Here is a 17,548-nt window from a genome sequence, read left to right as displayed (position 1 = left end):
ATGCATGCTGCCACGTTCAATCCGCCGCGCGCGGAGCGGGCAAACTCGCCCGTAGAGGTTCCGCACGCCGGTGCCTTGTCAATTAGCTGCCGCAATATCAATGTCCGCTTCTTCACCGACCGGCGGAGTGTCACCGCGATCGAAGGTCTGAGCCTGGACGTCGCGGCCGGTGAATTCCTCACGCTTCTGGGACCTTCAGGCTGTGGGAAGTCGACGTTCCTGCGTGTCGTTGCCGATCTGGTCAGGCCGAGCCGGGGCGAGATCAGTGTGCTCGGTTCCGCGCCCAATGTCGCACGTCAGCGGCGCGATATAGGGTTCGTGTTTCAGGACGCGGCGCTTCTGCCGTGGAGAACGGCTCTGCAGAACGTGCAACTGCCGCTGGAAGTGGCGGGCGGGAAGAACCGGGCTGGTCGCGCCACGCCGCGTGAACTGCTGGAACTCGTCGGACTCAAGGGGCGTGAGGATGCGTACCCGCATGAGATGTCGGGAGGCATGCGCCAGCGGGTCGCCATCGCCCGCGCACTGGTAAGCGACCCCAAAGTGCTGTTGATGGATGAGCCATTCGGCGCACTCGACGAAATCACACGCGATCGCCTCAACGAAGAACTGCGCCGCGTCTGGAAAGAGATGGGACTCACGACGCTGTTCGTCACGCACAGCATCTACGAAGCGGCATTCCTCGGTCAACGTGTACTGATGCTGGCTGCGAACCCCGGCCGGGTGAAGGAAATCGTGCCCGTCAGTTTGCCAGAAGACCGCACGCTCGATGTCCGCGAGACCCGCGAATTCGTCGAACTCGCCGCCTATCTACGACGTGTATTGGAGACATGCTGATGGCTACGTCTGAAATCCACCTGAATATGTCTTCCCCGACTGCCGACGCCGAAGCACAGGCCTGGGCCGTACGTCGACGCCGGCAACTGTGGCGCGCGCGTATGTTGCCGGCGCTTGGTGTGGCGGGCCTTCTTTTCGCCTGGTGGGCTGTGGTCGCGGGCTTTCACGTCAAGCCGTTCATTGCACCAACGCCAATGCTGGTACTGCAGACGTTCGTCAGCAAGAGCGATGTGCTGATGCAGAATTTGCTGCCGACCGCCATCGAGGCATCGCTGGGCTTTCTTCTAGGCAATCTCGCGGCGATCCTGCTAGCGACCGTCTTTGTGCACAACAAGACGCTGCAGGACATCTTCTATCCGGTTGCCGTGATGATCAATTCGATTCCTGTCGTCGCCAAGGCACCGATTCTCGTGCTGATCATGGGCAACGGGCTCGAACCGAAGATCACCATCGCTGCGATTGTCTGCTTCTTCCCAACGCTGGTGAACATGGTTCGCGGACTCAATGCGGTCAATCCGCAGGCAATGGAGCTAATGCAGATTCTCTCGGCAAGCAAGCGCGAAATCTTCTTCAAGCTCCGGGTCTTTTCGTCGCTGCCGTATCTCTTCTCCGCGCTGCGTATCGCAGCGTCAATGTCGGTGATCGGTGCAGTAGTGGGCGAATGGATCGGGGCGACGCAAGGTATAGGCGCGATGATTATCCAGGCGACCTATAACTTCGATTCCCCGCTGCTGTACACGGCCATCATCATGAGCGCCATATTGTCAGGTGCGTTTTTCCTGGTCATCGCAGTACTCGAGCGCTGCCTCGTCAAATGGCAACCCGAAAGCGCGCATTGAGCCTGAGCGATATAGCCAATTCAGAAAGGAGACGAAATGAACATGATCAGTGAATGGATCCAGGAACCCGCGCGCGATGTGCGCGTGGTCGCGAAGGCTAACGTCGTCGTAGTCGGTGGTGGTCCCGCAGGCCTGTCGGCAGCGATCGGCGCTGCGCGAAACGGCGCGGAAGTCATTCTTCTCGAGCGCTACAACCACCTTGGCGGGCTCGCATCGGGCGGCATGGTGCTCGTACTCGACGACATGTGGGACAACCACCTTCATGAAATCTCCGTGCGCGGCACCTGCATGACATTCATCGAACGTATGGCGGCGCGCAAGCTTGCCATGTTTCCGCGTTCGCACGAATGGGGCGAAGATCCCGCTGCGTATCGCCAGTGGGGCCGTTGGGGCACCTTTGATTTTCACAGCCAGAAGACGCCGCATCCTGTGTGCTTTGCGGCCGCGTTCGACCCTGATGCGATGAAGCGCGTGGCGCTAGAAATGGTGGAAGAGCTTGGTATCAAGCTTCGGCTGCACTCGTGGTTTTCGCGAACCCTCGTCGAGAACGGTCAGGTGAAGGGCGTGATCTGCGATACAAAAAACGGACGGGAAGCGATTCTTGCGGATGTCGTGATCGACGCGACGGGCGATCTGGATGTTGCCGCCTCGGCGGGTGTTCCGCATGTCGGCGGCACCTACATCACGACAACGGTATTTCGTCTCGGTGGTGTCGACACGGACGAGGCAGAACGCTTTGAGGCCGAAGAGCCAGAGACGTTCGCGCTGCTCGACCGTCAGATCAAGCGCATCCTCGGCGGCTCGTGGGGCTACTGGTGGCTCAAGACGCCATTGCCGGGCGTCGTATGGTGCAACTGCCCGCACATGGCGGGTCTCGATGGCCTCAACCCGGAGGATCTGACGCGCGCAGAGGTGCAGGGCCGCAAGCACATCCATGCCGTGGTCGACTTCGTGCGGGAAAAGCTGCCGGGCTTCAAAAACTGCTATGTGATCGATGTCGCTCCGCAAACTGGCGTGCGTCAGACTCGTCTCCTCGAAGGCGAGTATGTCATGAGCAAGGATGATCTCGCGCAGCGCACGCGCTTCGAAGACAGCATCGCTCGCGGACGCGACTATTACATGCCATACCGCGTGTTGCTGCCGAAGAAGATCGACAATCTGCTCGTCGCAGGCCGTCACTATTCGGCGACGTCGCAGGCGCAAAAGATGTCGCGCGAAATTCCGCCCTGTATGGCGATGGGTGAAGCCGCTGGCGTTGCCGCAGCGCTTGCGCTCAACGCGAACGTGTCGGTCCGCAATGTCGACGTGCGCGCTCTGCAGAAGACACTGCGCGCCCAGGGCGCGGACCCCGGCGACCAGACTGGCCGCAACGCCGACGTTCCGCCGCTTGCCATTCACGTCGATGCGAGGGCTGCAGCATGAATAACGGCTACAACGCATTCACGCAGGATTTGCCGCTTCAAGGCGTTCGCATCATCGACTTGACGCAGGTGATGATGGGGCCCGTCTGCACCCAGATGCTGGCCGATTACGGTGCGGACGTCATCAAGGTCGAGCGCATCGGAGGCGGCGATTTGAGCCGCTCGACATTCGAGCCCGTGGCGGGTGCCGACAACCCGATCTTCTGCAGTCTCAACCGCAACAAGCGCAGCCTCGAACTCGATTTGCGCGACGCCGAACAGATGGCGGCATTGAAGAAGCTGATTGCCGACGCCGACGTTGTCGTCAGCAACTTTCGCGCAGGCGTGATGGATCGGATGGGTATCGGTTACGAGGCCTGCCGGAGCCTGAATCCCCGGATCATTTTTGCGGTGGGGACTGGGTTCGGCGAAACGGGACCGTACGCGCACAAGGGTGGCCAGGATGTGCTCGCGCAGGCAATGAGCGGTGTGATGGCGCGTCGGGCGGACGAGTCGCTGCCGGTCTCGGTGTACCCGACCGCGCTTGCCGATTATTCCGCGGGTATGCACCTGGTGCAGGGCATCCTGCTTGCATTGCTGCATCGCGGACGGACTGGGGAAGGACAGAAAGTCAACGTATCGCTGTACAACTCGATGCTCGCGATGCAGATGCAGGAAGCGGCGATGATCATGATGGCCGACTCCGAAGTGAACTGGGCGGCAATGCCGCTCTCGGGTGTATTCGATACCCGGGACGGTCCGCTCGTCCTCGTTGGCGCATTCAAGGCGAACCCGCTTCGCGATATCTGTGCGGCGTTGCAAATCGGCGACCTGTCCGCTGATCCGCACTTTTGCAATCTGAACGAGCAGTTCCGCCATAAGGACGAGTTGCAAACGATCTTCCGCGAGCGCTTCGCAAGCAACACCCGAGACTTCTGGATCGAGCGACTGGAAGAGCAGGACCTCCTTTGCGCCCCGGTGCGCGATCTGCGCGAAGCCCTTGTCGACCCGCAAACACTGCACAACCGCCTGATCATCGAAGGAGAGGGCGAGGGGCAGCCCGTGCGCTTCATAGGCAGTCCCATCGAGCTGTCGCGGGCGCCCGTCGGACTGCGGCGTGCTCCCCCGAAGCTCGGGCAGCACACCGAGGAGATTCTCAACCAGTTGCGCGGGACGATCGCGCCGGAGGCGGTATGAGCGTAAGACTGACGATCGATCAGCATGTGGCCACTGTGACGTTGGCTCGTCCGGAAGCGCTCAATGCGGTGGATCTCGAGACCGAGAGCGAACTGCAGCGCGTCTGGAACGAACTCGAACGCAACCGGGACATACGCGTCGTCGTGCTGACTGGCGAGGGTGAGCGTGCGTTCTGCGTGGGGGCCGATCTCAAGAACCCTTCGATGAGCGGGCTCGAATACTGGGCCGCGCCGCGCCCCGGTGGATTTGGCGGCATCGCGCTGCGCGAAACGCTGAACGTGCCCGTGATTGCCCGTGTGAACGGCTACGCGCTCGGCGGCGGGTTTGAAATGGTACTCGGATGCGATCTCGTAGTCGCTTGCGAAGAGGCCAGCTTCGGCTTGCCCGAGGCGCTTGTCGGACGCATGCCTCTCGATGGGGGCATGACGCTCCTGCAACGTCAGATCCCTTACCGGCAGGCCATGGCGATGCTGTTGACAGGGCGCCGCGTGTCGGCGCGCGAAGCGCTCGACATGGGGCTGGTCAATGAAGTCGTGCCGCGCGTGGAACTCGACGCGGCCGTTGAACGTTGGGTCGAAGCGTTGCTCTCCTGTGCCCCGCTGTCACTCCAGGCAATCAAGCAGGTGGTCCGCAGGACGTCGACGCTTTCGGCGTCGGAGGCTCAGGCTTTGCGGCTGCCTGCGCTGGTGTCGGCGTTGCAATCCGAAGATGCGCATGAAGGTGTGCGCGCTTTCCAGGAGAAGCGCAAACCTCGCTGGAGCGGACGCTAATGGCTTACGTCATCACGTCCCCATGTATCGACGTCAAGGACGGCGCCTGCGTGCAGTGCTGTCCCGTCGACTGTATCTACGAAGGCGAGCGCACCCTGTACATTCATCCCGATGAATGCATCAGTTGCGGGGTGTGCGTGTCGGTGTGCCCGACGGAGGCCATCTTCCACGAAGACGAGGTTCCGCAGGCAGAGGTTCAATTCACCTGCGTGAACCGGGAGTTCTTCGATGTCCCTGTCAGTGCGCTGGGTTCACCTGGTGGCGCGTGCGACGTAGGCAAGGTACTGTGCGACCATCCCGTGGTCGCCGGGTGGCCGGCGCGCGAAGCGAATTGAGACAATACGATGCATTCGAATGTCCTGAAATATTTTGTTGAAGTGGCGCGTTGCGGATCGATCCGGAAAGCCGCACAGAATCTGTATGTCGCATCGAGTGCGGTCAACCGCCAGATTCTCAAGCTCGAATCGGAGATGGGCGCGGAACTGTTCGACCGGCTGCCGAATGGGATTCGCCTGAACGCTGCCGGAGAGCGTGTACTTCAACATATCCGTTCGACGCTGAACGACTTTCATCTAATGCGCAGTGAACTCGATGCATTGAAGGGGGAGCGCAGGGGACACGTGTCAGTGGCGGCGATGGACTCCCTCTTCGTCGACTTTTTGCCCGCCACGGTGGAGGAGTTTTCCGATTCGTACCCGGCGGTGACGTATTCAATTGCTGCCGTGCAGCCTCACGACGTACCGGCGCGGCTAGTGAGCGGTGAATATGATCTCGGTATTTCGTACATCACGAAGCTGCCGGCCGGCCTCGACGTCGTGACGGAAGTGTCTCTGCCGCCTGGGGTCGTGATGGCTTCGTCGCACCCGTTGGCGAAGAAGGAGCGGATCGGCTTCGAAGAATGTCGCAACCACGCGTTTCTAAGACTCGAAGGACGCTCGCCAATTCAGGGCATTGTGGAAAATGATTTTCACGAGTACTGGGAATCTCTGAGGCCCAGCGTGACATGCAACTCCACGACGCTTCTCAAGCGCCTGATCGCGTCGGGGCGGGGCATTTCGTTTTTTTCCAAACTGGCGTTTCTCGATGAGCTGGCGCGAGGCGAAGTGGTATGGCGGCCGCTTGACGATGTGAATGTCAACGCGCTCACCGTCGGTGTCATTGCGCCGAATCAACGCGCCCTGGCTCACGTGACGCTTCAGTTCCTCGACCGTATGGTGAGACGTCTGAAGCACGTCGAATTGTCGTTGCGCGGAGTCTGATCAATCAATATTCCGGCGCATCTATGCGGGATTTGAAGAACAAGGTAGTGTTGATCATAGGTGCAAGTTCTGGCATCGGGGCCGCACTCGCCCGCGCATTCGACGAACGTTTAAGAACGGCCATTGCCTTTGCGGCGATCCGAATGACGGCAAGAGATCGAACCCGGCCATCGCGCCGTGCTACCGATGCTGAGCGAACGCGAAGGCCGCCGATGCGCTATCGTTAAAAACGCCACGCTCGATGCTGCATTGAATAGCACACTTAATGGCCGCGCCGGGCGGCGCACGAGCTGGGAAACAGGTGCGAGAACCGGGGTTCAAGGGTGGATTTCCACGCGGGCTTCAGCGGAATACGAAATGGACGATCTATATGACCTTCAGCGCTTTGTCGACGCCCAAGACGCCGTGTACGCCCAGGTATGCGATGAATTGAGGCATGGACGTAAGCGAAGCCACTGGATGTGGTTCGTGTTTCCGCAAATACAGGGGCTAGGGGCAAGCGCAATGGCGCGGCGATTCGCGATTTCGTCGTTGGCCGAGGCCGAAGCCTATCTGCGCCACCCGTTACTCGGCCCACGGCTGCGCGAATCGACGCAGCTGGTTAATCTTGTCAACGAGTGCACCATAGAGGAAATTTTCGGGTATCCGGATTACCTCAAGTTTCGATCGTCGATCAGCCTATTCGCGCGCGCCACGAGCGACAAAGACGTATTTGTGGAAGCTCTGCGCAAGTATTTCGAAGGTGAAGCCGATCCGCAAACTCTACAGTTGCTGTAGGCCGTTTTTGCGCTGGGCCTGCACGCGTGGCGCAGCGGACTTCGGAATCTCAGTGTCCGCACAGTGTGTCGTCAATTCCCGCTTGCATCGGCTGGGCGGGACCGGTAGAGCAGCAGATGATCGGTGCCGGATTCGGACAGCCAGACCTCGCCCGGGCGGCCCATCATCTCACGTACGTTCGCGTGCGGGCGCGGCAGAGGAAACACGTCGAACCGCTCGGCTCGCGGATCAAAGCGCACTAGCGCGTTGGCGCTCCATTCACTGAGCCAGACAATATCCTGATCGTCGACAAAGATGGCGTACGCGTGCGGATCGTTGCCGGGCAGTCGCCATTCTCGCCATTGATGCGTGACGGGATCGAATACGCCGACTTTTCCGGCGTTCCACTCGCTGATCCACACACGCCCCTTCGAATCGGACCATACGCGGCGCGCGCCCTGATTCGACGTTGGCGGCTCAATGACCTGCGCCGCACCACTCGCGGGGTCGATGCGACCGAGATAGCTCCCCGCCAGTGACGCGAAATACAGGTCACCGTGCGGAGTCGCGCAGATACCGTAGGGCCCGCGTCCGCGCGGCGCATCGAAGACTCGCATGCGGGCTCGTTGCGGATCCAGTTCGCCGTAGATGCCGCTTTGCCCGGTAAACCACAGATGCCCTTGTTTGTCGAACACGGCGGTGTTCAGATTGGCGTCTGGCCGGTCCTTAGGCAGCGGAAAACGCGTGACGGCGAGCGTCTTCGGATCGATGCGCACAATTGCGTTCTGGCCGCCGTCAGTCACCCAAGCCGCGCGATCGGGACCCACGATTACGCCGTGGGGCGCCGATCCGGCGCCGAGAGCAATCTTGTCGATCCTGCCGCTACGCGGGTCCAGCCGTCCGACCGCGCCCTGCGCTTGCGCGGTGTACCACACGGTGCCGTCACGCGCCGGTGCGACGTCATGCGGCGCACTGCCGGTCGGGACGGCGAAGCTCTCGAACGACGGTGGCTGTGCCTGCGCCGGGCCGATGGTGAGCGCAGCGCTCGCCAGGGCAGACGCAAACCACGATGCCAAATCTGCTCCGAGAATCTTGTTCACCGTTGCCGCAAGCCGTTTCCTCGCGATTGTCAACATGCTGGCCTCCATGTCACAGTGTGAGTTTCAAAGGGCGCTGACGGACTTTTATTGTTGCACTTATCTATAACCGTCGCTGCGCCGACTCATTCACCACGCTGACTCCGGCGGCAATTACGTTCACGGTGGCGAAGGTCAACATCGAAGGGAGGATCGCGTCGACGGCCGCGGCCCAAATCATGGCGGAACGCGGTTGTCCAAGCCCGTGTGGGTGGGTTGTCCTTTCTCGCGCGGGACCTTAACGAAGGAGGGCGAGAGGCGGCTGCGGCTGTCGATCATGGGGTGGCTCTCGGTTGCCACGAGCCGTTTGCACGTGTGAGAAGCTGCCCCACATGACCGCATGGCTGTTGGTGCTGAAGACAAGCTGTCTAACGAGATCAGGTGACTTCAATGTCAGCCCTTGAGATTCTCTTAGAAACGAATTCAAGACACCAGGAATCGAGAATGAGATCAAAGCTGACGTCGGCGGCGACTGGCACGGCGTAGCGTGTGAAGGGACTTTCGCAGTTGCAACTTTGACCCTCCTGCGTCGGAGGGGACCATGTTGAGTGGTCGACTATCAGGCGTAGTGGATGCTGGGATCCTTATCAGCCAGGCGTAGGGAGTCTGCCCGCGCGCATTGCGGCGGTCACGCAACCGTCGATCAGTAGGTCGCTATCGGTCATGAAGCCAGCATCGGGACCAAGCAGGAAAGACGCTGCGATAGCAACTTCGTCCGGCGACGCCATCCGGTTCGCAGGCGAAGCGGCAACCATCGTGCGCGTGCAGCATTCTGGAGACTGTGCAGCCATCACCGCTTGATCTTGAGATATGTTCGACTGATTGCGGGGCGAGTGTGCACCCACAGACGCGACGCAAGCCACGACGCCGGCCGGTCGCGGACCTCGAGTCGAGTAATCGAGCGAACACCATCGACGTCGTTTCCGGGGTAATTCGACCCGGCCTCGCATGTGTAGAAATATCGGAAACCTGCCTGAATGGCGACACGTCGATAGTCGTCGTCATAGTAGCCTTGAGGCCAGCACAGATGATCCGAGGCCGCGCCAAGCCGCGCTTTCAAGGTCGTGCGCGAGTCGATGAGATCGCGCGCGAGTCTCGCGCACTTATCGTCCGCGTCGGCCGACACTTGATCCCATCTCACATGACGATGCGTGTGACTGTGAAATTCGAAGGTTCCGGCTTCGCGCATTGCATCGATCTCCGACCATCGGAGAATCGCGCGATCGCATTCCCCGTTTTCAATCGCCATTTCGCCATCGCGGTGATTGAGTAGCGGCGGTAACGCGGCACCTGAGTGCGCATGTGCGCGCACGCGTCCTTCGCCGATCCAGCTCGTCACCAGAAAGCACAAAGCGGTCAATCCGTGCGCCTCTAGAACTGGATGCGCATGCACCCAGTTGTCGAGATAGCCGTCATCGAATGTCAGCACAACGGATTTTTTCGGCAGCGGCTCTCCCCCGAGATAGGCGGCTAGTTGCATGCTGCCTATCGTCGTGTAGCCCGCGTTCGCAAGATACGCCATTTGCGCGGCGAAGTGATCGGGTGACACCGTAATCATGCCCGGCGAAGTGCTGATATGGTGGTACATCAGCACGGGCACCGCTCTAGCAGACCGGGTCATGCCGCCGCCCGCCACCGACTGCATGCCTGACGCCGACGATTGATACCGCGCCGATATAACTCGATGGTCTCGTTCGCCATACTTTCGACCGTGAAATTGCTATCCGTCTTGATTCGCCCGGCCAGTCCAAATCGCACGCGCAATGGTGCGTCGTCGACGAGGCGTGTGAGCGCGCCGCGTAGTGCATTTATGTCCTGTGCGGGCACCAGCAAGCCGTTCACGCCAGAGTCGATCAACTCGGGTACGCCGTCCACGTGCGTGCCGATCACCGGTAGCCCCATAGCCATTGCTTCTATGAACGCCTGGCCAAGCGCTTCCTGATGGGTCGGTAGCACGAACAGATCACAGCCACGCAACACGTTGTTGATGTCTTTGCGGAAGCCCAGCAAATGAATGCGATGGGATAACCCGAAGCCGTCGATCATCGACTTGAGCCTGTCAAACTCTCCACCCTCACCAGCGATCACTACATGTAGATGCGGTCGGTCGATCATCATCGGCCTCACCGCCGCGATCAGATCGGCGTGCCCCTTATTCCCCCGCAGCATCGCCACGATTCCAGCAATGACAGCGTTCGAATCAAGTCCGAGTTCATCGCGCAGCGTTGAATGCGTGAGTGGCTCCGGTCTAACAATGCCGTCATAGATCGTCTCCACCCGGCTTTCCTGCATGCCGGCGGAAATCAGATAGTTGCGCACGTAATGACTCACCGCGACGACGCAGTGCGGGATCCAGTTGTATGTGGCTAGCGACGTAATGGGCAGCGCCAGATGCCGCGTCCGGACAATTAGCGGCGTTCCCGCAAGACGTCCGGCCATGCCGGCGATCAGGCTGTCATGACCGCTGTGCGTATTCAGCACATCAAAGCGATGCCGCTCAAGAATGGACCGGACTGTCAGCAAGGAGCGCAGATCGGCGCCGCCGCGCATGCGTGCGTGATGCACCGTAAAGCCTTCGGCTCGCGAACGGATTCCGAGCGTTGCATCGTCAGGACAGACGAGTTCCACGTCGTGACCCAGCGCACGTAGCGCGATCATTTCCTTGAGTGTACGGACTTCCTGGCCGCCCCAGCCCCGAGATGACTCGCTATGGAGAACCCTTAATGCTTTCATGCGCTGACTGCCTCCTCTCAACCACGTTCTATCGTTGGGGAGTCGGCCCCGTAACGATTTGTAATATTCAACTCGGAGCAGTTCGCTCTAGGTTCAAGCCCGGGTGGTCCACGGCGTTTTGCCGGAACCGATGACCTGGTGGACGGCCGTGACGAGGCGCAAACGCTTGATATTGCGCGCGCCTTTTTGCGTCAACTTCACCAGGTGCGTGATGACTGCCGGGCGTAAGCCGCCCGGGCGGCGAACTTGCTATTGTTTCTTTGCTGCATCGACATTCGCGTCTGCGGCCTTCTTGTTCGCATCACTTTGGGCCGCCACCTTTTCCTTCTCAGCTTTCGCTTGTCCCACGTTGGCGTCCTCGGCAGCATCCCGCTTTTTCCCGTCAGCCTTGGCCTGGGCATCATGCTTCTTCTTGTCGCCTTGGTCTGCGGCTTTGTGGCGTCAGCGTGCGCATCGGATGCTTCGGCTGCGGTAGTTGCTTTCTCAACCTTCGTTGCTTTCTTGTCGGCGGTGGCTTGTGCCGATGCCTAATTTTCATTTGCAGACGCCTGCGTTTTGACGGCATCGCTCTGTGCTTCTGTCTTCTTCTTGTTAGCTGTAGCTTGCGTTTCACTCTTTTCGCTATTTGCCTTTGCCTTTGCCTTGTCGGCGGGCGTGGCGGTTTGCCGTAGCCAGCCAACACCAGGTGCGACACCACGGTGCCAATGCGCAGGTTCCTGATCGCTCTGCGACTGCGATACGATCGAGAAAGAATGATCTTCGATTCGCAAGATGTAGCCCATCGTGGATCAGTTCTCTCGTCTCAAAAGGCAGCTACCGCTGTCTAATTTGCGGGCCTGACACCAACCGCTTGCCTTTCCATGTCCAGGTCAATCCAGAAAGTCTTCTGCGCGGGCACTGCCAGCAGATCGGACGAATCGTGAAGAACGGACGATGTGGAATACAGCGATATTGCTCAGTTGTGCTGGCAGCAAGGACGGTCCGCATTTCTATAGTGCAATGCTGAAGGAAGTCTTAAGCGAGTAGGGGAGGTCGGGTCCATTGCGGGACCCGCGACTCAAATCCATCGGCGAGAGAAAAAGCCGGCGCGAAAGGTCAAGCGCCCGAGCTAGGCTCAGAACCTGAGAGGAGTTGAGGCGCAGATCCGCCTTGACAGTCGTGTGCCGGTCTGCGTATATGTGCGACTCGGCGCGAAGATTATGACCTGAAATTGCTCGTAGAAGCTTAAGGTTTTATTAAGGAGGAGGCGGCGCGTTTGTGCTGATGATCGACAACCCAGAAGACGGAATGATACGCTGCGTTTCCGTCACCTTCTCCTCTGCCGTGTCCCTCAGTGCCGGAAGGATGCGCGCCCCAAAGCGCTATGATTCTACTGTGGGCAATCGCGTATTCGATTGAAAATGTGAGTTCTTGATCATCAGGAAATAGCCTACTGTGCATCAATCAATAAGCAAATTTTTTGGCGATTTATCGACCGATCCATTCTGGCAAAAGTGCAAGGCTCGCCCTGCTGCGCCCAACGTCAAGACTGCCGCGAAATGAACAACATCGATGCGGTCCTCGAGAGCTATCTCGCGGGACTGAATTTTTGCCCGTTATGTAACCACGCTATAAACGCCGTCGCGAACTTATACACGTTCAAGGGGTTGGTGCTTATTCCAGTCTTGTGGGGACTATGGTTCCGCACGGGCGAGCGGACGGAATGGAGGCGCCAAATCGTTATCGCGACAATTCTGAGCGGCATTCTTGCTCTTTTCATAGGAAGGATTCTCGCGGATTTTTTGCCATTCCGCATGCGACCGATCAACTCCCAGGACTTGCATCAGCACTTTGCGTCTATTTTGCGCCGGGAGAGCGTGCTGCCAGGATGGAGTTCCTTTCCGAGCGATCACGCAATGCTATGGACGTCGGTGGCGGTGGGTATCTTCATCGTCTCCCGCTGGCTCGGCATCTTTGCGCTTCTCTATACCGCGATTTTCATTTGCGCTCCGCGCGCTTACCTCGGTATTCATTACCCCACCGACTTGCTCGCGGGAGCCGCGATCGGGATAGTCATAACCTACGTCATGACCCGGGACTCCATCCGAAGCCTTTATGCACCGAGTGTGCTGCGATGGATGGAACGCCACCCGGGACTGTCGGCGATGCTTGCGTTTGTGCTCTGTCTGGAACTGGTTACGCAGTTTGACGAATTAAGGAAATTCGGAAGTTCCTTTTCCAAAATTCTATGAGACGTCTCCGGCTCTGGATGTAGCGTAGTAACACGGGACGAGGCAGCCAGTCATGGGTAAGCATAAACAAGCAGATTGCTTTAGTCTAAGAGAGCGTTTCAAAAAGACTGCTCTGAACGCCGGGATATGGTCCAGCAGGCGAGGGAGCAACCGAGCCTTGAGGAACGCTTCGTGATTGTCGGCGCTCCGCTCAAAGCGAGTGCGGAGACGACGAAACTTGGGCAGCCACGCGTGAGTGCGGTCTTTATGCCCCGGTCCGAAAGCCGCAACTCGAAGAAGCAATTCTTCGTTGCATAAGCTGCTCTTAAGGAGCGGTTGCTAAACTTGTGCAGACGCAGGGGGAGCTGGATTCTCTTCAGGCGCTCAGAACGCCCACATGTCGCGTGGCTTCTTTTAGTTCAACAACGCAGGTGGCGGTTACCACCGTTGGCGAACTTCGGCGGTCACGTTTTGCGCCGTGAGAGCTGTGGCAACCCTCGGCGTTGGTTGCAGGTCGACGGGACCGGGTTTTCGAATCGAATGCTGCGCCGGGCTGTATCACTTACAGTCTGGTAGCTAGGAATGGTTATGACGGACAAACATATCTCGAGCAGGTTTGATGTCGACCTCAAAACAGCTCTCAACCCGGTTATTCGAAATGGGCGGTCTCGTCGAGTCGCAGATTTCACGCGTGATGGAGGCAATGATTTCGTTCGACCTGGAACTTGTTCAACAAGTCCTCGACGGCGAACGCCGACTCAACGAGATGGAAATCGAAATCGACGAAGAAATTAGCAATATCATTGCGCGTCGACAGCCGGCCGCGCGGGACCTGCGCCTATTGATGGCCGCTTCAAGGTGTGTCACCAACCTCGAGCGTGCTGGAGATGAGGCGCGGAAGATTGCGAAGCAGACACGCCGCATCGCCATGGGTACCGCGGCCCGGAGCATCAACATCTCTGAAATCAAGGCTTCCGGCGAAATGGCCTTACACATTCTCCGCCGAGCGCTGGATGCATTTGCGCGGATGGATACCGTTGCAGCAGCTAAAAATATCAAGGATGACGAAGCCATCGACAATGAGTTTCGAGCCTTCGTACGCAAGCTCGTGACGTACATGATGGAAGATCCTCGGACAATCTCGATTGGACCGGACCACCTGTTTATTGCGAAGGCCATCGAGCGTATTGGTGACCACGCGACCAATATCGCCGAGACGGTTGTGTATGTGGTTAGCGGCACCGATGTTCGTCATGTACCCCGAGACCAGCTTGGATGCGACGCCTTGGGCAACTGAGACCACAGTAAGGAGAGGCAACATGCGCCACTTTGGTTGTCGAAGCATTTGGAATACGGCTGCACAGTGTTGCTCGAATGGAAATCTCAGGTCACGCAAAGGCACATAACGACTTCGACCTCATCTGGTCCGGACGCGACGTCCGCCTCTATATCCCTCTGGAAAGCGCTCTCTCGGTGTACTCTCCGCTGATAGCCAGAGCACACAGGGGCGGCAAACAAGAACACGCTCCACGGCAAGACGGAGTCGACGCAAACGTCTATGCGTAACCAGGAAAGTCAGAGGTTACGGCGGCCGCTATAGGCAATGCTCGGGTGCCGCATCGGCGTCGTAACCGAAAAACTGAATCTGCCTTTGGAGTCCTTAAGCTTGCATTCAGTTGTTCCGGCTAGACTTCGCTGAGTGTTGAAGAGGCCTTACGGTTCGATCGATAGTTTGGTTGTATAGCGCAAGCGAATGCAGAGGTAACTGGTGAGTGATCGAGTGAGGGGGCGCAGACGGTTTGCAGAGCCGTAATATATTGCCGGTCGAACTAGAGCGACATCTGGCGCTTTTCTAGCTTCTTGTATGACCGAGTAGAGAAAGTCGGCACACACAAAGGTGGCGGAGTGCTTTTACTCGATTTAGGGAGGTGCGAGACAGTGAGGAGCCCAGCTTGGCTTCGAATCCTGCTGATTCCGAGCGTTGATGACAGCCCATTTTTCAGTGACGGGTTTCAAGCCGAGCTACGGGCCTTTTTCCAGGCGCTTGATGCCGGCGACATCCAGGTCAATTCTGTAGCCTTGAACATGGACATTGTTGACGCTCGCAGGCCCCCAATGGGCGAGTTCGTTTTTTCTCTCGCCCAAGTAGGACCGGCACTTAGTGCCGCTGTAGGGGCGTGGTTAGAGGCGGATTCTGGCCGGAAAATACGCCTGAAAATGGATGATGTTGAATTCGAGGTCAACACGATGACGCAGCTAATCCAGGTGCTCGGTAAGGCGATCGCGCTGAGAGAACAACGTGTGAAGCAGGCAGGCTGCGACAAATGAAATCGCAGGGGCGATTCAGTCCCGGCACGCCGGGTTCGTGTCGCCACCTCGGCAAGCAAACGCGGGTCTGCGATTCATGGCGATCCCCAACCAACACACTCGATACGCGTTGTGTCGTGATCGAGTGAATTGCTCGTGGGATGCGCCGTGCTGGCGTGAGGAAGTTGACGCGTGCCCAGTCGCGGCACGGGGCTGCTTCACGTTGAAACTGCGCAACACGATCCGATGAGACGCCGCAGAACTTCTCAGCAAAGCCTGTATCGGTCAAAGCTCACCTGGTATGTTTAAGCGTCCGCAGCCTGGATACATCCTCGTCATTTGAAGGCGGCGATGTGTTCCAGCTTCCAGGTCCTGTCGAAAAACGATGACATCGGCCCATAGAAACGGAACTTCGGGAACCGGCCTTTTCCGGGCACCGTCCTGATCCAGTTTGCTTTTTTCTTTCGGTTCCTTCGCATCAAAAACGATATCTATCGAACGTTCTGCGCTGACGCCTGGTTTGGTGAATGTGCTAACAGACGGGAAGGGTTGCCCATTCTGCAATTCCGATCTGCTTAGGTGATCGTAGACAGGTCGTGCATGAGCGATATTTCGGCCTATCCATAGGGTTGCTGAAAGACGAAGAACTTTATAAGAGAAGTCGAGCCAAAGTGAGATCAAAAAAATCGGAATAGCGCCAGCCGTTAAGCAATAGTTGCTCGTTCCTTTCGCTAAAGCAAAAGGTGGCCTTTTGAGTCACTTTTTGCTTTACTTGTCATCGCGACACACACCGAAACCCCGCATACACATACTGATAATGCGGCTGAAACCAGTTCCGGAAGGCAGGTCGCAGCATGCACTCAGCGGTGCGTGCCGAACCGCCTTTGAGCACGTAATGTTGCCCATCGAAAAAATTGGCCGAATAGCCGGCATAAAACGGAAAAGCTTCGAAGCCGGGCAACGCGTCGAATAGCGTCGAGGTCCACTCCCATCCATTGCCGAACTGACCTTCCACGCCGAACGCGCTGACGTTGTCTGGATACGCGTCGACGGGCTTCGGGTCCCAGCTGCGGAAATCGAAATTGCCCGATGCGGCGTGCGGTGCGCCATGTGCCGCACGTTGCCATTGCGCCTCGGTGGGTAGGGCCTTGCCGGCCCAGCGTGCATACGCACTGGCTTCGGCATGACTCACGTATGCGGGCCAGTCGAGCGGCAGCGGCACTTCGTCGAACATCGTGCGCAGCAGCCATGCGTGATCCGAATTTGGCGCGCTGCCTGCCGCTGTGTCGCGCCGCGACCAGCAAGCCGGATGCGCGATATGCTCGGCCACTTTCCACGCCCAGTCCTTTTCCGACCACCACTTCGGCTCACGATAGCCGCCGGCCTCGATGAACTCGCAAAACGCGCCGTTTGTCACCATGTAGCGATCAATCTCGAACGCGGGCACGTCGATACGCACTTCCTCGAATTCGTTGTCCCAACCGAAATGCCCCCCATCGCGCGACATGCCGAGCGTGGTCGCACCGGCCGGCACACCGACCGTCGACGACAACGCCTGCCGGCGCCCGGGCCGTGTCACCACGTCCTCGCGCAATTCAGTGACCTTCTGTGCAAGCGGCAACTGATGGAGCATGTACGCCAGCGTTTCGGCGTGCATCAACCGATGCTCGATCGCGACGTTCAGCAACTGCCCGGAGCCGCCGGCCTGCGCGCCGTCGCGGCGAAACTGCGCGGCGTCCGCCAACCCAGCGAGCGCCTGGTCGATCTGCGCGCGCGCACGCGATCCGTATTCGCGTATGGTGTCGAGCGACGGCCAGTCGCCAGGTTGATCGGTCGGAAAGCCGCCGTCCACGGGGTCGATGCCAAACGCGAAAAGCTGGTCGAGTTCCGGACTGAATGCCGGCAACTCGCACACCCGTTGATCGAACAGATTGCGATCGAACGCTTCCAGATGGCCGATGTAAAACACGATCCGGTGACGTTCGCGGATCGGCCGCTCGTACAGGAATTCGGGTTTGACGATCGCAAACAGTGCGTCAGTGACCTGGCGGGCATCGATCAGACGCTGGACGAGCGGGTGATGTGGGGCGGGGTCGCGATTCATTTC

Annotated in this window: 16 protein-coding genes and 2 pseudogenes; 12 read left to right on the top strand and 6 right to left on the bottom strand. The window is 58.7% G+C overall.

Annotation, left to right across the window (positions count from 1 at the left end):
- The 8 genes from P0D89_RS14310 to P0D89_RS14275 all read left to right on the top strand — a co-directional run bounded on the left by P0D89_RS14310 (position 1) and on the right by P0D89_RS14275 (position 7,076).
- On the top strand, positions 1 to 834 hold the full coding sequence (locus P0D89_RS14310) for an ABC transporter ATP-binding protein (protein WP_408358542.1): 834 nt from the start codon (positions 1 to 3) through the stop codon (positions 832 to 834).
- Positions 834 to 1,673: an ABC transporter permease gene (locus tag P0D89_RS14305; protein ID WP_408358541.1), complete on the top strand. Its 840-nt coding sequence runs from the start codon at positions 834 to 836 to the stop codon at positions 1,671 to 1,673. Before P0D89_RS14310 ends, P0D89_RS14305 begins: the two co-directional genes overlap by 1 nt.
- A gap of 36 nt (positions 1,674 to 1,709) precedes the next feature.
- Positions 1,710 to 3,095 carry an FAD-dependent oxidoreductase gene (locus tag P0D89_RS14300; protein WP_408358540.1) on the top strand — a complete coding sequence of 462 codons (1,386 nt, stop codon included), beginning with the start codon at positions 1,710 to 1,712 and terminating at the stop codon, positions 3,093 to 3,095.
- On the top strand, positions 3,092 to 4,270 hold the full coding sequence (locus P0D89_RS14295) for a CaiB/BaiF CoA transferase family protein (protein ID WP_408358539.1): 1,179 nt from the start codon (positions 3,092 to 3,094) through the stop codon (positions 4,268 to 4,270). Before P0D89_RS14300 ends, P0D89_RS14295 begins: the two co-directional genes overlap by 4 nt.
- Entirely contained in the window at positions 4,267 to 5,040 is a 774-nt protein-coding gene (locus P0D89_RS14290; protein ID WP_408358538.1) for an enoyl-CoA hydratase-related protein, read from the top strand. The genes P0D89_RS14295 and P0D89_RS14290 overlap by 4 nt, the downstream gene beginning before the upstream one ends.
- Positions 5,040 to 5,375 carry a ferredoxin gene (gene fdxA, locus P0D89_RS14285; RefSeq protein WP_408358537.1) on the top strand — a complete coding sequence of 112 codons (336 nt, stop codon included), beginning with the start codon at positions 5,040 to 5,042 and terminating at the stop codon, positions 5,373 to 5,375. Before P0D89_RS14290 ends, fdxA begins: the two co-directional genes overlap by 1 nt.
- 9 nt (positions 5,376 to 5,384) lie before the next feature.
- Positions 5,385 to 6,299 (top strand): LysR family transcriptional regulator, encoded by a 915-nt coding sequence (locus tag P0D89_RS14280; RefSeq protein WP_408358536.1) that lies wholly within the window; start codon positions 5,385 to 5,387, stop codon positions 6,297 to 6,299.
- A gap of 357 nt (positions 6,300 to 6,656) precedes the next feature.
- Positions 6,657 to 7,076 carry a DUF1810 domain-containing protein gene (locus P0D89_RS14275; RefSeq protein ID WP_408358557.1) on the top strand — a complete coding sequence of 140 codons (420 nt, stop codon included), beginning with the start codon at positions 6,657 to 6,659 and terminating at the stop codon, positions 7,074 to 7,076.
- A gap of 71 nt (positions 7,077 to 7,147) precedes the next feature.
- Here the strand turns inward: P0D89_RS14275 and P0D89_RS14270 are convergent, their stop codons facing one another.
- From P0D89_RS14270 to P0D89_RS14260, 3 genes are all read right to left on the bottom strand, one after another.
- Positions 7,148 to 8,191: a Vgb family protein gene (locus tag P0D89_RS14270; RefSeq protein WP_408358535.1), complete on the bottom strand. Its 1,044-nt coding sequence runs from the start codon at positions 8,189 to 8,191 to the stop codon at positions 7,148 to 7,150.
- Positions 8,192 to 8,981: 790 nt separating this feature from the next.
- Positions 8,982 to 9,812: a polysaccharide deacetylase family protein gene (locus tag P0D89_RS14265; RefSeq protein WP_408358556.1), complete on the bottom strand. Its 831-nt coding sequence runs from the start codon at positions 9,810 to 9,812 to the stop codon at positions 8,982 to 8,984.
- Positions 9,809 to 10,924 (bottom strand): glycosyltransferase, encoded by a 1,116-nt coding sequence (locus P0D89_RS14260; RefSeq protein ID WP_408358534.1) that lies wholly within the window; start codon positions 10,922 to 10,924, stop codon positions 9,809 to 9,811. The genes P0D89_RS14265 and P0D89_RS14260 overlap by 4 nt, the downstream gene beginning before the upstream one ends.
- Positions 10,925 to 11,170: 246 nt before the next feature.
- Between P0D89_RS14260 and P0D89_RS14255 the strand changes: the two genes are divergently transcribed.
- Complete coding sequence (locus P0D89_RS14255; RefSeq protein ID WP_408358533.1) at positions 11,171 to 11,455, top strand: hypothetical protein; 285 nt, start codon at positions 11,171 to 11,173, stop codon at positions 11,453 to 11,455.
- On the opposite strand, the gene P0D89_RS14250 is transcribed toward P0D89_RS14255, so the two are convergent.
- Entirely contained in the window at positions 11,452 to 11,706 is a 255-nt protein-coding gene (locus P0D89_RS14250) for a hypothetical protein (protein WP_408358532.1), read from the bottom strand. The genes P0D89_RS14255 and P0D89_RS14250 overlap by 4 nt on opposite strands.
- 756 nt (positions 11,707 to 12,462) lie before the next feature.
- Between P0D89_RS14250 and P0D89_RS14245 the strand changes: the two genes are divergently transcribed.
- Positions 12,463 to 13,155 (top strand): phosphatase PAP2 family protein, encoded by a 693-nt coding sequence (locus P0D89_RS14245; protein ID WP_408358531.1) that lies wholly within the window; start codon positions 12,463 to 12,465, stop codon positions 13,153 to 13,155.
- Between the two features lie 98 nt (positions 13,156 to 13,253).
- Here the strand turns inward: P0D89_RS14245 and P0D89_RS14240 are convergent.
- Positions 13,254 to 13,398, bottom strand: a pseudogene (locus P0D89_RS14240) (IS5/IS1182 family transposase); the annotation flags it as partial.
- Between the two features lie 324 nt (positions 13,399 to 13,722).
- Here P0D89_RS14240 and phoU point away from each other — a divergent pair.
- Together phoU and P0D89_RS14230 are read left to right on the top strand one after the other, a co-directional pair.
- A pseudogene (phoU, locus tag P0D89_RS14235) lies at positions 13,723 to 14,431 on the top strand (phosphate signaling complex protein PhoU).
- Between the two features lie 608 nt (positions 14,432 to 15,039).
- On the top strand, positions 15,040 to 15,462 hold the full coding sequence (locus P0D89_RS14230; RefSeq protein WP_408358530.1) for a hypothetical protein: 423 nt from the start codon (positions 15,040 to 15,042) through the stop codon (positions 15,460 to 15,462).
- Positions 15,463 to 16,216: 754 nt separating this feature from the next.
- Here the strand turns inward: P0D89_RS14230 and P0D89_RS14225 are convergent.
- Positions 16,217 to 17,545, bottom strand: coding sequence for an SUMF1/EgtB/PvdO family nonheme iron enzyme (locus P0D89_RS14225; RefSeq protein WP_408358529.1), 1,329 nt, complete (start codon positions 17,543 to 17,545; stop codon positions 16,217 to 16,219).
- Between the last annotated feature and the right edge of the window lie 3 nt (positions 17,546 to 17,548).

Source organism: Paraburkholderia sp. RL18-085-BIA-A, from assembly GCF_046027075.1.
Taxonomy (GTDB): Bacteria; Pseudomonadota; Gammaproteobacteria; order Burkholderiales; family Burkholderiaceae; genus Paraburkholderia.
Note: the sequence above shows the minus strand (reverse complement) of the source record. Positions and strands in the feature narration are given on the sequence as shown.

Bases quoted from the DNA above. Each gene is read 5' to 3' on its own strand.
- P0D89_RS14310 (WP_408358542.1), top strand. From the start codon at position 1: ATGCATGCTGCCACGTTCAATCCGCCGCGCGCGGAGCGGGCAAACTCG.
- P0D89_RS14305 (WP_408358541.1), top strand. From the start codon at position 834: ATGGCTACGTCTGAAATCCACCTGAATATGTCTTCCCCGACTGCCGAC.
- P0D89_RS14300 (WP_408358540.1), top strand. From the start codon at position 1,710: ATGAACATGATCAGTGAATGGATCCAGGAACCCGCGCGCGATGTGCGC.
- P0D89_RS14295 (WP_408358539.1), top strand. From the start codon at position 3,092: ATGAATAACGGCTACAACGCATTCACGCAGGATTTGCCGCTTCAAGGC.
- P0D89_RS14290 (WP_408358538.1), top strand. From the start codon at position 4,267: ATGAGCGTAAGACTGACGATCGATCAGCATGTGGCCACTGTGACGTTG.
- fdxA (WP_408358537.1), top strand. From the start codon at position 5,040: ATGGCTTACGTCATCACGTCCCCATGTATCGACGTCAAGGACGGCGCC.
- P0D89_RS14280 (WP_408358536.1), top strand. From the start codon at position 5,385: ATGCATTCGAATGTCCTGAAATATTTTGTTGAAGTGGCGCGTTGCGGA.
- P0D89_RS14275 (WP_408358557.1), top strand. From the start codon at position 6,657: ATGGACGATCTATATGACCTTCAGCGCTTTGTCGACGCCCAAGACGCC.
- P0D89_RS14270 (WP_408358535.1), bottom strand. From the start codon at position 8,191: ATGTTGACAATCGCGAGGAAACGGCTTGCGGCAACGGTGAACAAGATT.
- P0D89_RS14265 (WP_408358556.1), bottom strand. From the start codon at position 9,812: ATGACCCGGTCTGCTAGAGCGGTGCCCGTGCTGATGTACCACCATATC.
- P0D89_RS14260 (WP_408358534.1), bottom strand. From the start codon at position 10,924: ATGAAAGCATTAAGGGTTCTCCATAGCGAGTCATCTCGGGGCTGGGGC.
- P0D89_RS14250 (WP_408358532.1), bottom strand. From the start codon at position 11,706: ATGGGCTACATCTTGCGAATCGAAGATCATTCTTTCTCGATCGTATCG.
- P0D89_RS14245 (WP_408358531.1), top strand. From the start codon at position 12,463: ATGAACAACATCGATGCGGTCCTCGAGAGCTATCTCGCGGGACTGAAT.
- P0D89_RS14225 (WP_408358529.1), bottom strand. From the start codon at position 17,545: ATGAATCGCGACCCCGCCCCACATCACCCGCTCGTCCAGCGTCTGATC.